This is a genomic window from Leifsonia sp., assembly GCF_051955155.1.
In the GTDB taxonomy this organism is placed as follows: domain Bacteria; phylum Actinomycetota; class Actinomycetes; order Actinomycetales; family Microbacteriaceae; genus Leifsonia.
Genome location: NZ_JBQCGZ010000086.1, coordinates 1 through 12,754, shown reverse-complemented (window position 1 = coordinate 12,754; position 12,754 = coordinate 1). Strand labels below are relative to the sequence as shown.

General features: G+C 72.3%; 9 protein-coding genes and 1 pseudogene. 9 read left to right on the top strand and 1 reads right to left on the bottom strand.

Annotation, left to right across the window (positions count from 1 at the left end):
- Window positions 1–93 precede the first annotated feature (93 nt).
- The 9 genes from ACTHMF_RS08740 to ACTHMF_RS08700 all read left to right on the top strand — a co-directional run bounded on the left by ACTHMF_RS08740 (window position 94) and on the right by ACTHMF_RS08700 (window position 12,493).
- Window positions 94–1,176 carry a substrate-binding domain-containing protein gene (locus tag ACTHMF_RS08740; RefSeq protein ID WP_440317131.1) on the top strand — a complete coding sequence of 361 codons (1,083 nt, stop codon included), beginning with the start codon at window positions 94–96 and terminating at the stop codon, window positions 1,174–1,176.
- A 31-nt stretch (window positions 1,177–1,207) separates the two neighbouring features.
- Window positions 1,208–2,713 (top strand): sugar ABC transporter ATP-binding protein, encoded by a 1,506-nt coding sequence (locus ACTHMF_RS08735; RefSeq protein ID WP_440317130.1) that lies wholly within the window; start codon window positions 1,208–1,210, stop codon window positions 2,711–2,713.
- The gene (locus ACTHMF_RS08730) at window positions 2,710–3,699 is read left to right on the top strand and encodes an ABC transporter permease (protein ID WP_440317129.1); all 990 of its coding nucleotides are present in this window, start codon (window positions 2,710–2,712) and stop codon (window positions 3,697–3,699) included. The genes ACTHMF_RS08735 and ACTHMF_RS08730 overlap by 4 nt, the downstream gene beginning before the upstream one ends.
- Window positions 3,696–4,736, top strand: coding sequence for an ABC transporter permease (locus ACTHMF_RS08725; RefSeq protein WP_440317128.1), 1,041 nt, complete (start codon window positions 3,696–3,698; stop codon window positions 4,734–4,736). Before ACTHMF_RS08730 ends, ACTHMF_RS08725 begins: the two co-directional genes overlap by 4 nt.
- Window positions 4,729–5,601 carry a 3-hydroxy-5-phosphonooxypentane-2,4-dione thiolase gene (gene lsrF / locus ACTHMF_RS08720; RefSeq protein WP_314147997.1) on the top strand — a complete coding sequence of 291 codons (873 nt, stop codon included), beginning with the start codon at window positions 4,729–4,731 and terminating at the stop codon, window positions 5,599–5,601. Before ACTHMF_RS08725 ends, lsrF begins: the two co-directional genes overlap by 8 nt.
- Before the next feature lies 1 nt (window position 5,602).
- The gene (locus ACTHMF_RS08715; RefSeq protein ID WP_440317127.1) at window positions 5,603–7,267 is read left to right on the top strand and encodes an FAD-dependent oxidoreductase; all 1,665 of its coding nucleotides are present in this window, start codon (window positions 5,603–5,605) and stop codon (window positions 7,265–7,267) included.
- The gene (locus tag ACTHMF_RS08710) at window positions 7,264–8,757 is read left to right on the top strand and encodes an FGGY-family carbohydrate kinase (protein ID WP_440317126.1); all 1,494 of its coding nucleotides are present in this window, start codon (window positions 7,264–7,266) and stop codon (window positions 8,755–8,757) included. The genes ACTHMF_RS08715 and ACTHMF_RS08710 overlap by 4 nt, the downstream gene beginning before the upstream one ends.
- Window positions 8,736–10,694: an SDR family NAD(P)-dependent oxidoreductase gene (locus ACTHMF_RS08705; protein ID WP_440317125.1), complete on the top strand. Its 1,959-nt coding sequence runs from the start codon at window positions 8,736–8,738 to the stop codon at window positions 10,692–10,694. The genes ACTHMF_RS08710 and ACTHMF_RS08705 overlap by 22 nt, the downstream gene beginning before the upstream one ends.
- A 428-nt stretch (window positions 10,695–11,122) precedes the next feature.
- Window positions 11,123–12,493: an ABC transporter substrate-binding protein gene (locus ACTHMF_RS08700; protein ID WP_440317124.1), complete on the top strand. Its 1,371-nt coding sequence runs from the start codon at window positions 11,123–11,125 to the stop codon at window positions 12,491–12,493.
- A gap of 131 nt (window positions 12,494–12,624) precedes the next feature.
- On the opposite strand, the pseudogene ACTHMF_RS08695 reads toward ACTHMF_RS08700, so the two are convergent.
- Window positions 12,625–12,754, bottom strand: a pseudogene (locus ACTHMF_RS08695) (carbohydrate ABC transporter permease); the annotation flags it as partial.

The window sequence follows — 12,754 nt, the reverse complement described above, 5'->3', positions numbered from 1 at the left end:
CGTGACAAGTTGACCGGAAGCAAGCATTCCAAGCACTCGTCCCGAATACGCACACACCCTTCGCAGAGAAGCGAATCCCCTGGAGGCAGAACAATGTCGTTTGGATCCTGGCGCCGCATCGGCGTCGTCGCCGCCGTCGCGGCGGCCCTCGCACTCACCGGCTGTTCGGCCGGCGCCGCCGGAGACGGCGGGGCCGCCGGAGAGACCAAGACGTCCGGCATCTCCGTCGCGCTCAGCAACGGCTTCGTCAACGGCTGGCGGCTCACCCTCATCGACAAGTTCGAGAAGGAGGCGGAGAAGCTCAAGAAGGACGGTGTCGTGTCCAAGTACACGACCGTCAACGCCCCCGGCGAGAACAGCGCGACCGAGCAGGCGTCGCAGATCCGCAGCCTCGTGCTGCAGAAGCCGGACATGCTCGTCGTCATCCCGGCGTCCTCGACCGCCCTCGTCCCGGCCGTGCAGGAGGCCTGCGACGCCGGCATCACCGTGCTGGTGCTCGACGCCGACATGAAGGCGCCGTGCGCGCACATCGTCCGCAACGACTACGCCAAGTGGGGCGAGGTCTCCCTGGTCCCCGCGCTCAAGGCGATCGGCGGGAAGGGCGACATCATCATCAACCGCGGCGTCATCGGCTCCCAGCCCGAGGAGGAGTTCAACAAGCGGCAGCACGAGATCCTGAAGGACTACCCGGACGTGAAGGTCGCGGCCGAGGTCAACGGCTACTGCGACGGCTCCACGGCCCAGAAGGAGATCGTGTCGGTGCTCGGCTCGCTCCCCAGGATCGCCGCCGTCCCCGGCTGCATCGGCGGCATGGGCGTCGTGCAGGCGTTCGAGTCCGCCGGCCGCCCCGACCCGGTCGTCGTGTTCGACACCGACGGCAAGTCGCTGAAGTTCTGGAAGGACAAGGGCATCGACAACGGCTCGTTCGCCGCGCTGACCGACCCGGGCCAGGGCGTCGCCGCGCTGTACGTCGGTCTCGAGCTGCTGGCAGGCAAGAAGGTCCCGTCCACCGTCGTCCTTCCGCTGCTGGAGATCGGCCAGAGCGACCTCGACCACTGGGTGAACGCCCTCTCGGCCGACGAGTACGCCGCCTACCCGTGGGACAAGAAGAGCGTCGAGGCGGCCATCGCGGCCGTCGCCGACGGGAAGGACGCCGAGGCGCCCGCGCTCAAGTAGCGATGCGACCGGCGAGTTCGAGGAGAACCCCATGCCAACGACGATCGATCCCACCATCGCGGGTCCCGGAGCCGGGACCCCCGCCTCCGCCGAACCGAGCGCGACGGCCACCATCGCCGCGCGCGGTGTCGCCAAGCGCTACGGGAGCACCCGCGCGCTGACCGGTGTCGACCTGCACGTGGAGCGCGGCGAGATCCTCGGGCTCGTCGGTCACAACGGCGCGGGCAAGAGCACGCTCATGCGCATCCTCGCCGGACGCGAGCAGCCCGACGCCGGTGCCGTGACCGCGCGGGACGCCGAGGCGGGACGGCCGTGGGACGCCAGGACGGCCGCGGCCGCCGGCGTCCGCATGGTCTACCAGGAGCTCGCGCTCTGCGCCGACCTGACCGTCGCAGAGAACGCGTACCTCTCCGCGGGCGGCGCCGGCCCCTCCTGCGGGTGGAGGGGCCGCGCGCAGCGCCGCATCGGCGAGGTGCTGGACACCGTGTTCCCCGGGCACGGGATCGCGGTCGTCCGACGCGTGGGCGAGCTCACCCTGGCGCAGCGCCAGATGGTCGAGATCGCCCGCGCGCTCTGCACGGACCGGCTCGGCCTGCTGATCCTCGACGAGCCCACGGAGTCCCTCGGCGTCGACGCCGCCGGTCAGCTCTACGCGCACCTGCACCGCCTCACGGCGGACGGCGTGAGCGTGCTGCTCATCTCGCACCGGATGGCCGAGGTCATCGGGCACAGCGACCGCGTTGCGGTCATGCGCGACGGCGCCGTCGCCGGCGTCTTCACCGGCGCGGACGAGCGCACGCTGCTGCACGCGATGGGCGGCGAGGTTCACGCCGCCGCCGAGGTGGAGGCAGCCGCGGACGCGCGCGAGGCGGGCGATGTCGTCGCCTCGATCCGGGGCGACGGCATCCCGTTCACGGTCCGCTCCGGCGAGATCGTCGGCCTCGCCGGACTGGCCGGGCAGGGCCAGGAGCGGATGCTCACCCGGCTCTGGGCCGCCGGCGTGCTCTCCCGCGGGGTCACCGCCCCGCGCCGCAGGGCGTACGTGCCGGGCGACCGGCAGACCTCCGGCATTCTGCCGCTCTGGAGCGTCGCGCAGAACCTCACCATCGCCGCGCTCCGCTCCATCAGCACCGCGGGCATCGTGAACGCGCGCGCCAAGCGCGACCTCGCCGCCCGCTGGATCGACGCGCTCCGCATCCGCGGCGCAGCCGGCGCCCCCATCACCGCGCTGAGCGGGGGCAACCAGCAGAAGGTTCTGGTCGCCAGGGCCTTCGCGACCGACGCCGCGCTCGTGCTCCTCGACGACCCGTTCCGGGGCGTCGACGTCGCGACCAAGAACGAGCTCTACACGCTCATGAAGGCCGAAGCGGCCGCGGGACGCGCGATCGTCTGGTACTCGACCGAGAACGCCGAGATGGCCCACTGCGACCGCGTCTACGTGCTGCGCACGGGCCGGATCGTCTCCGAGCTCGCGGGCGACACGAACACCGAGGAGCGGATCATCGCCGACTCCTTCGAGGAAGGGGACGCGCGATGAGCGCCACCACCGCACCAGCGCCCGCCCGCTCCGGGCGGCCGGCGCCCGCCGTCCGGCTGCGCGCATCGCTCGCCCACGGCTCGCCCGCGCTGCTCTCGCTCGTGGCGCTCGTCGTCATCGTCGCGATCGCGGCCGCGATCCAGCCGGGCATCCTCTCGGTCAGCGGCCTCAGCCTGATGCTGATGTCGGCGGTCCCGCTGGTCTTCGCCGCCCAGGCGCAGATGATCGTGATGTCGGTCGGCGACATCGACCTCGGCATCGGCAACCTGGTCGGCCTGGTCACCGTGATCGCGGCCACCAGCCTCGCGACGAACCCGCTCCTCGGCGTCCTCATGCTCGCCGCGGTGCTCGTCGTCTACGCCCTGCTCGGCCTCATCGTCCAGAAGCGCGGCGTGCCCTCGATCATCGTCACCCTCGGCATGTCCTTCGTCTGGCTCGGCATCGGCCTGCAGCTGCTGCCGACACCGGGAGGCGCCACGCCGGAGTGGCTGACCGCGATCGGATCCTGGCGCAGCACGATCGTGCCGCCGCCGCTCGTCTTCATCGCGCTCGCCGCCGTGCTCGGCTGGTGGCTCACCCGGCGCAGCCGCATCGGCACCAGGATGCGCGCGCTCGGCTCCAGCTCGGCCACCCTGGACAAGGCCGGCTGGTCGCTCACCCGCACGCGGATCGCCGCGTACGTGCTCGCCGCCGTGCTCATCCTGATCTCGGGCCTGCTGCTCGCGTCGCAGACCCGGTCGGGCGACATCAACTCGGCGAGCAACTTCACGCTCACCACCATCGCCGCGGTCATCCTCGGCGGCGGCACCTTCTCCGGCGGCCGCGCCCTCCCGTTCGGGACAGCGCTCGGTGCCGTCACCCTCGGCCTGATCTCCGTGCTGCTCAGCCTGGTCGCGCTCCCCTCCAGCATGCAGGCGGGCGCGCAGGGCGTGATCGTGCTCGCGGTGCTGGCCGGCCGCATCGTCACCGAGAGGTTCAGCCGATGACCGCATCCACCACTCCGACGCTCCCCGCCCCGGTGGCGCAGCGCGCCCGCTTCCACTGGCCCGCCTGGGGCTGGTCCCTGATCGGCGTCATCGCCGTCTGGGCGTGCATCGTCGCGGTCCGTCCCGCGCAGCCGTTCGACCCGCTGGCGCAGGCGCTCTCGCTCGCACCGTTCCTGGTCCTCGTCGCGCTCGGCCAGATGCTGGTCATCACGCTCGGCCCCGGCAACATCGACGTCTCGGTGGGGACGGTCGTCTCGATGGCCTCCTACGTCTCCGTCGGCGTCGGCGCGGCCGCCGGGCCCGTCGCCGGTGTCGCCGCGGCCGCCGGGGTCGGCCTGCTCGCCGGCGCGGTGAGCGTGATCGCCATCCTCGTGCTGCGGGTGCCTCCGATCATCGCGACGCTGGCCACCAGCCTCATCGTGCAGTCGACGACCCTGGTCCTCGCCGACGCGAACCGGGCGTCGGCGGACGCCGGGCTGCGCGCGTTCGTGAACGCGAAGCTGCTCGGCATCCCGGTGATGGCCCTGCTCGTCGCCGCGGTGACCGTCGTCGTCGCGCTGATGCTCGCCCGCACCCGATTCGGTCTCTCTGTGCTCGCCGTCGGGCAGAGCCCGCGCGCCGCCGAGCGCGCCGGCATCCGGGTCTGGCGCGTCACCGCCGTCACCTACCTGCTCTCCGGCGGGCTCGCCGGCCTCTCCGGCGGCCTGCTCGCCGCGTTCATCTCGCCGAGCACGGTGCTCGGCAGCTCGTACATGCTCGACTCCGTCGCCGTCGTCGTGATCGGCGGGACGCTGATCTCCGGCGGCCGCGCGATGCCCGTCGGCGCCTGGACCGGCGCCCTGTTCTTCGTGCTGCTCTCCGGCCTGCTCAACCTCGTCGGCTGGAGCGTCGGAGCCCAGAACATCCTCAAGGGCGTGCTGGTGGTCGCCGTGGTCGTCGTCTCGACCGCCGCGACCGGCACCGGCCGCTCCGCCCTGTCGCGCCTGCGCGACTCGCTGACCATCCCCGCCAAGAAGAAGGAGAACATCCATGGCTGACCTCGACGACCTCCGCGAAGGGACCGACTTCACGGGTGCCGTCGCCCGGGCGGGCGACTTCCCGCTCAAGGGCCTCGCCGGACAGGACTGGGGGATGCGCGCGCGCCTCTCGCGCGTCTTCGACCCGGCGGACGGCAAGACGGTCATGCTGGCCTTCGACCACGGCTACTTCCAGGGCCCGACCTCGGGACTGGAGCGGCTCGACCGCTCCATCGTGCCGCTGATCCCGCAGGCGGACGCGCTGATGTGCACGCGAGGGGCGCTGCGCACCACGGTCCCCGCCACGAGCGGCAAGGGCGTCGTGCTGCGCGCGAGCGGCGGCCCGAGCGTGCTCGGCGACCTGAGCACAGAGGACATCGCGGTGAGCATCGACGACGCGGTGCGCCTGGATGCGGCCGCGCTCGCCGTCCAGGTCTTCGTCGGCGCCGAGAACGAGAGCAGGTCCGTCCGCAACCTGACGACCCTCGTCGACCAGGGCCAGGCCGCGGGCATCCCGGTGCTGGCGGTCACTGCCGTCGGCCGCGAGATGGTTCGCGACGCCCGCTACTTCCGGCTCGCGACGCGCATCGCCGCCGAGCTCGGCGCGGCCTTCGTCAAGACCTACTACGTCGAGGAGGGCTTCGAGACGGTCACCAGCGCGTGCCCCGTCCCGATCGTCATCGCCGGCGGCAAGAAGGTGGAGGAGAAGGAGGCGCTGCGGGTGGCGTATCGCGCGATCCAGGAGGGCGCCGCCGGCGTGGACATGGGCCGCAACGTCTTCCAGTCCGAGCACCCGTCCGCGATGCTCGCCGCCGTCCGCGGCGTCGTCCACGACGGGCTCACGGCCGAGGACGCCTTCGAGTTCTACCAGCAGCTCGCGCACTGACATGCCGGCGCTCAGCACATACACGCCGGAGATCCCGGCGGTCGACGTCGCCGTCATCGGCGCAGGCATCAACGGCCTGGCCGTCGCGCGCGAAGCCGCAGCGCGCGGCCTGACCGTCGCCCTGTTCGACCAGGACGACCTCGCCGCCCGCACCTCCGCGATCTCGACCAGGCTCATCCACGGCGGCCTCAAGTACCTGGAGCGCTTCGAGCTGCACCTCGTCTACGAGTCGATCCGCGAGCGGAACATCCTGCTCGCCAAGGCGCCGCACCTGGTTCACCACTACCCGATGCTGATCCCGTTCTCGAAGCAGCAGAGCCGGCCGGGCTGGCTGCTGGCGTGCGGGCTTATGCTGCACGACGTGCTGTCGCTCGGCAAGCCGCTTCCGCTCAACCGGGTCGTCTTCCGCAAGCGGCTGCAGCGGGACTGGCCGGCGCTCGCCGAGGCCGGCCTGCGCTGGGGCGGCCTGTTCCACGACGCGAACGTGCCGGTCACCGAGCGTCTGGCGGTGGAGCTGGCGGTCGACGCCCAGCGCCACGGCGCGATCGTCTCCACGCACGCCCCCGTCGAGTCGCTCGTGCGCACCGGCGGCCGCATTTCCGGCCTGCGCTACCGCGACCGCGAGACCGGGGAGACCAGGACCGTGCCGGCGCGACTCGTCGTGAACGCCGCGGGGCCCTGGGTGGACCGGGTGCTCGACCTCGCCGGGGCGCACGACCGGAGGATGGGCCCCACCAAGGGCAGCCACCTGGTCGTCGACGCGTTCCCCGGCGCCCCGGAGACCTGCATCTTCTTCGAGTCGCCGGACGACGCCCGGCCGATGTTCGTCCTCCCCTGGGAGGGCAAGTACATGATCGGCACGACCGACCTGCCCTACGACGGCTCGATCGACGACATCGTGATCGACGACGACGAGACCGCGTACCTGCTGGGGGCGGTCAACTCGCTCATCCCGCAGGCCGGGCTGACGCCGGAGGACGTGCTGTGGTCGTACTCGGGCGTCCGCCCGCTGCCGTACGTCGGCGAGCTGGACGACCCATCGAAGGTCAGCCGCGACCACGAGATCGTGGTGCACGACGGCGCGGATTCCGGGCTGGTCACGATCATCGGCGGCAAGCTGACGACGCACCGCGCGCTCGGCGAGTTCGTCGTCCGCCGGCTGGAGCGGGAGCTCGGCCGTCGCCCCGGCCCCTCTCCGACCCGCGCGGCGCGCCTCCCGGGCGCGCCGGAGGGCGAGTGGGCCGCCTACCGCCGCGGCTTCATCGAGGCCGGCACGCTCCCCGCCCGCACCGCGACGCGGCTCGTCGACACCTACGGGGTGGTCGCGGAGGCCATCGCGCGGCTCGCCGAGGAGACCCCGGAGCTGGCGGAGGTGGTGGACGAGGACACCGGAGCGATCGCCGCAGAGGCGGTGCACGCCGTGGCAGAGGAGGGGGCGCTGACCCTCGAGGACGTCGTCTTGCGCCGCATGGCCGTCGCCCTGAACCGCGACGTCGGGCTAGCCGCCGCCCCGGCCGTGGCCGCCGTCCTCGTCCGCCACGCCGGCTGGAGCGAGGACCGCGCCGCCGCCGAACTTGACCGCTACCGCGCCGCGATGCGACGCTTCAAGCCGCGCGCCCTCGACACCGAGCGCGAGGCCGGGACCCTGCGAGGAAGCACGGAATGAAGCACTGCCTGATCGGGATCGACGTCGGCCTCACCGCCGCCAAGGCCGCCGCCTTCGACGAGGACGGCGCCGAGCTGCGCACGGTGTCCGCGCCGAATCCGCGCGTCGCCGTCGCCGCCGACCGTCAGGAGATCGACATGGCCGCGCTGTGGGAGGTGGTCGCCGGCGTGCTGGCCGACCTCACCGCGTGGCTCGACGCCGAGGGCTGGACGCCCCGCGCGGTCGGCGCGACCGGCCACGGCAACGGCCTGTACCTCGTGGACGACCGGCTGCGCCCGGTGCGCACGGCTTTCGCGTCGACCGACAGCAGGAGCGAGCGGATCGTGGGTGCGCTGGACGCGGACGAGGTGGAGCGGGTGCGCCTGCTCACCGGCTCCGTGCCGTGGGCGGGCCAGCCCGGCGTGCTGCTGCGCTGGCTGCACGACGAGGAGCCGGAGACGCTCGAGCGCGCCCGCTGGGCGCTGAGCTGCAAGGACTGGATCACGGCCTGCCTGACCGGCCGGCCGAGCGCGGACTTCTCCGACGCGTCCGCGTGCGGGCTCGTGAACCTCGCCGAGCGCGCCTACGAGCCCGCGGTCTTCGACCTGCTCGGCCTCCCGCGCGACCTGATGCGGCTGCAGCCGGAGCTCTCCCGCTCGGACGAGGTGGTCGGCGCTGTCACCGCGGCCTCCGCCGCTCTGACCGGCCTGCCGGAGGGGACGCCGGTCGTCGCGGGCTGCATGGACTGCATCGCGAGCCCGATCGGCGCCGGCGCCGTCGAGCCGTCCGACGTCACGGTCATCGTCGGCACCTGGGCGATCAACTCCGTCGTGGTCCCCGCCGACTCCGAGCCGCCGCGCGTCACGCTCAACGCGCTGCTCCCGGACAACCGGTACATGCTCGCGCAGGAGGTCGCGCCGACCTCCGCCGCGGGCGTCGAGTGGTTCTCCACCCTGATGTCGACGATGGCGGCCGACGCCGTGACCCCGCGCGACCTCCTGCACGCCGCCTCCGGCGTGCCGGCGGGCGCGGACGGGCTGCTCTTCCTGCCCTTCGTGCACGGAGCGCCCGAGCACCTCGGCGCGTCGGGGACGCTGCTCGGCGTGAAGGACAAGCACGGCTACCGCGAGATCGCGCGTGCCGTCGCCGAGGGCATCACGCAGTACCACCGGGTGCAGCTCGACAAGGTCCGGGTGAGCGGGGCGACCGTCTCGGCCGAGCCGTGGACCCTGGCCGGCGGCGGCGCCAAGAACCCGCTGTGGGCGCAGATGTTCGCCGACATCATCGGCCACCCGGTGCGCCGCCAGCTCGGGACCGAGCTGGGCGCGCGCGGGGTCGCGTCGCTCGCCGCGGCGGGAGCCGGCGTCGACACGGCCCGCTGGCGCGTCGACCCCGACCCGTCGCTCGTCGTCGCCCCCGGCGCCGACCGCGAGCTGTACCGGCGGCAGGCCGAGCGCTTCGACCGCGTCCTGGACGCGATGGGCGCCGTGTGGACGGAGCTGTCGCGGTGACGCGCCTCCCGCTCGGTGAGACCGCGGAGGCGGCGCTGGCCGAGATCACGCGCGTGTCCCGGTCGCTCGGCGGCGATCCCGCCCTCGTGCTGCACGGCGGCGGCAACACCTCCATCAAGACGGTGGGCGTCGACGTCACCGGCGAGCCGGTGGAGCTCGTCCTGGTGAAGGGCAGCGGCTGGGACCTCGGCTCGATCGAGCCGGCCGGCTTCGCCCCGCTCCGCAGGGAGCGGCTGCGCCGGCTGCTCGAACTGGACGAGCTCGGCGACGGCCGGATGGTCAACGAGCTGAGGCAGGCCTCGCTCGACGCCTCCGCCCCCGCCGCCTCGATCGCGGCGCTGCTGCACGCCCACCTGCCCGCCCGCGTCGTGCTGCACTCGCACGCCGACGCGATCGTCGCGCTGACCGACCAGCCGGACGGCGTCCGCCGCGCCGCCGAGGTGCTCGGCGACGGCGTGACCGTGCTGCCCTACGTGATGCCGGGCTTCCCGCTGGCGCGCGCCGTCGCCTCCGCGCCGCTCGACGGCGTCGACGCCCTCGTGCTCGCGAACCACGGTCTCTTCACGTTCGCCGACGACCCGGACGAGGCGCTGCGGCGGCACCGCGAGCTCGTCGACCGGGCATCGGCGTCGTTCGGCGCGCCCGCCTGGGGCGACCCCGGCACGGCCGCGCCGCGCGGCGGCTCGCCGGTCGAGCTGGCCGGGCTGCGCCGGGACCTGTCCGCCGCCGCCGGTCGGCCGCTGATCGTGCGGCAGTCGGAGTCGTCCCGCGGCAGCGCGTTCGCGCGCCGGGCGGACGCTGCGGAGGCGACCTCGCGCGGGACGGCGACGCCGGAGCACATCATCCGCACCAAGCGGCTCCCGCTGCTCGGCAGGGATGTGGCCGGCTACGCGGACGCCTACCGCGGCTACGTCGACGCCCACCGGCACCGCATCCCCGGCGACATCGAGCCGATCGACCCCGCGCCGCGGGTGATCCTCGATCCGGAACTGGGCCTGCTGACCGCGGGCGTCTCACGGACGGCGGCCGACGCGGTCCACGACATCGCGCTGCACACGATGGACATCGTGGACGCCGCTGACGGCCAGGACGGCTACCGCTCGCTGGATCCCGCGCTCAGCTTCGACATCGAGTACTGGGAGCTGGAGCAGGCCAGGCTGCGCTCCGGGTCCGCCCGTCGTCCGCTGGACGGCGAGGTCGCGCTCGTCACCGGCGCAGCGTCGGGGATCGGGCGGGCCGCGGTCGCCGCCCTGCTCGCGCAGGGCGCGTCGGTGGTCGGGGTGGACCTCAGTGAGAGCGTGCGGGACGCGTTCGACGGGCCGGCCTGGCGCGGCGTGGTGGGGGACGTGGCGGACGACGCCGTGCTGGCCACGGCGCTCGAGACCGCCGCACGCGAGTTCGGCGGGCTGGACATCCTGGTCGTCGCGGCGGGCATCTTTCCGGCCAGCGAGCCTCTGGACGCGTTCGCCGACGCGGTCTGGGAGCGCTCGCTGCGCGTCAACACGACCGCCGTCGCGCGGGCGCTGCGTGCCGCGCATCCCCTGCTCGCGCTCGCGCCGCGCGGCGGACGGGTCGTCCTGGTCTCGACCAAGAACGTCGTCGCTCCTGGTCCCGGCGCCGCCGCCTACTCGGCGAGCAAGACCGCGGCGGCGCAGCTGGCGAGGGTCGCCGCCCTGGAGTGGGCGGCGGACGGCATCCGCGTGAACCAGGTGGAGCCGGACGCGGTGTTCGACACCGCGATCTGGACCCCGGAGCTGCTTGCCGAGCGCGCCGCCCGCTACGGCCTGACCGTCGACGAGTACCGCACCCGCAACCTGCTCGGCATCGAGGTGACGAGCGCGCTCGTGGCGGAGGCGGTGCTCGCCTTCGTCTCCGGCCTGCCGGCGACGACCGGCGCCCACCTCTCTGTCGACGGCGGAAACGACCGCGTGGTCTAGCCGCGTCCAAAAGGGAGGACACCCGCGCCGGGACGGCGGCGTGTCGCGCGGAAGGGAGGACCTCCGCGCCGGCCGCGACGGTGCGTCCTCCCTTTCGCGCACGCCGGGACGGCGCCCGCCGTCCGGAAGGGAGGACATCCGCGCCGAGGACGGCGGGCCGTCCTCCCTTCCGCGCGACACGCCGCTCTCCCGGCTCGATCGTCCTCCGTACCTGACGCCATGTGGCATCGTTGCCAGAGCTCGCGCCCCGGTTGACGGCGCGACGCTTCCGGCGTACAAAACGATCACGTAACTAAAGTGCCCGCGAAGGAAATCCTGCACCATTTGGGATGTGGGAAGGTTTCCAGGTTTGCTGCCGGAGTGCCGGCATCAGGAATCACCAGGCCTCGCCGGGCGACGACGCCTGTCACGCATCCGAAGGGAACACGATGAACAAGAGGCACACGGCCCTGGCCGCGCTGGCCGTCACCGCTTCGGTGGCGCTCCTCGCGGGATGCAGCTCCAGTGGCGGAGGCTCGTCCAGCACCGACTTCTCGAAGGACGCCAAGGGCACGCTGAACGCCTGGGGCTTCGATAACGCGGACGAGGTCGGCACCTCGCGCCTCGACTACGCGAAGGACCAGCTCAAGGGCGTCACCATCACGATCGACAAGACCCCGTTCGATGCGCAGAAGTTCACGACGCGCGTCGCGGGCGGCAACGTCCCGGACGTCGTGCAGATGGACAGGCAGTTCGTCGCCACCTACGCCGCGCAGGGCCTGATCCTGCCGCTCGACCAGTGCTACTCCACGCACAACGTCGACCCGAAGAAGTCGTACTACCCGTCGGTGGTCGACGACATCACGTACAAGGGCAAGATCTACGCGGTCCCGCAGTTCTACCAGCCACCGGCGATCATGACCAACGAGCGCGTGATGAAAGCAGCGGGCGTCACCGACTCCGACATCGACACGTCCAAGCCGGACACGCTCGTCGCCGCCATCAAGAAGATGTACAAGGCGTCCGGCGGCAACCCCAGCACGCTCGGGTTCGACCCGCAGGCTAGTGGGCAGGCCGGTCTGTGGGTGCTCGCCTACGGCGGCCAGATCATCGGCTCCGACGGCAAGCCGACCCTCGACGACCCGAAGAACCAGAAGGGCCTCGAGGTCCTGAAGCAGATCGCGGACGCCCAGGGCGGCTACGCCAAGATGAAGAGCTTCACCGACTCGTTCGACTTCTTCGGCGAGAACAACCAGTACGTCAAGGACCAGGTCGGCGCCGAGGTGAACGCCCAGTGGTACGTCAACGTGCTGACGCCGTTCGTCGACAAGGTGGACATCGGCGGCGTCCCGTTCAAGAACAGCGACGGCCAGCCGTTCGCGGTCGCCTCCGGCACCTCGTTCGTCATCCCGGCCGGCGCCAAGAACAAGGACGCCGCGTGTGCCTGGGCGCTGAACCTGACGAACCTGCAGGCCTGGGAGGCCGCGGGCGCGGCACGCCAGAAGACGATCGACAAGACGCCGGGCGCCATCAACACCGGCCTCTTCACCGGCTCGCCGGAGGCGGACAAGACGCTGCGCGAGAAGTACGTGAAGACGTCGGGCAACAAGGGCTTCGACTCGGCCATCTCGACGTACTACGACGTGGTGGACCAGGGCAAGTCGTTCGGCGCATCGCCGGCCGGTCAGCAGATCCAGACCGAGCTGCAGAACGCCATCCAGTCCTACCTGCTCGGCAACAAGTCGGCGGAGAAGGCGCTCGCGGACGCACAGTCCGCCTCGATGACCGCCTACCAGCAGTCCACGAAGAGCAGCAAGTAACACCAGCCCGTCGGCAAGGGAGGACTTCCCGACGCGATCTCTCGCCGATCTCCTCCGTTCGCAGCGACACGCCGGCCCGCGCCCCGGCCGGTCCTCCCTTCCTGACCAACGGCCCGATCGTCGCTAGCGCGTCAGCCCTTCCGGCCTTGGGTCGCCACTCCTTCGATGAAGTACCGCTGCCCGAAGGCGAAGAGCAGCAGCATCGGGAGGGTGACGATCAGCGCAGCCACCATGACGTACTGGTAGTCGCCGTGCCCGCCG

Excerpts from the sequence above, each read along its gene's own strand:
- lsrF (WP_314147997.1), top strand. The coding sequence starts at position 4,729 with ATGGCTGACCTCGACGACCTCCGCGAAGGGACCGACTTCACGGGTGCC.
- ACTHMF_RS08715 (WP_440317127.1), top strand. The coding sequence starts at position 5,603 with ATGCCGGCGCTCAGCACATACACGCCGGAGATCCCGGCGGTCGACGTC.
- ACTHMF_RS08730 (WP_440317129.1), top strand. The coding sequence starts at position 2,710 with ATGAGCGCCACCACCGCACCAGCGCCCGCCCGCTCCGGGCGGCCGGCG.
- ACTHMF_RS08735 (WP_440317130.1), top strand. The coding sequence starts at position 1,208 with ATGCCAACGACGATCGATCCCACCATCGCGGGTCCCGGAGCCGGGACC.
- ACTHMF_RS08710 (WP_440317126.1), top strand. The coding sequence starts at position 7,264 with ATGAAGCACTGCCTGATCGGGATCGACGTCGGCCTCACCGCCGCCAAG.
- ACTHMF_RS08740 (WP_440317131.1), top strand. The coding sequence starts at position 94 with ATGTCGTTTGGATCCTGGCGCCGCATCGGCGTCGTCGCCGCCGTCGCG.
- ACTHMF_RS08700 (WP_440317124.1), top strand. The coding sequence starts at position 11,123 with ATGAACAAGAGGCACACGGCCCTGGCCGCGCTGGCCGTCACCGCTTCG.
- ACTHMF_RS08725 (WP_440317128.1), top strand. The coding sequence starts at position 3,696 with ATGACCGCATCCACCACTCCGACGCTCCCCGCCCCGGTGGCGCAGCGC.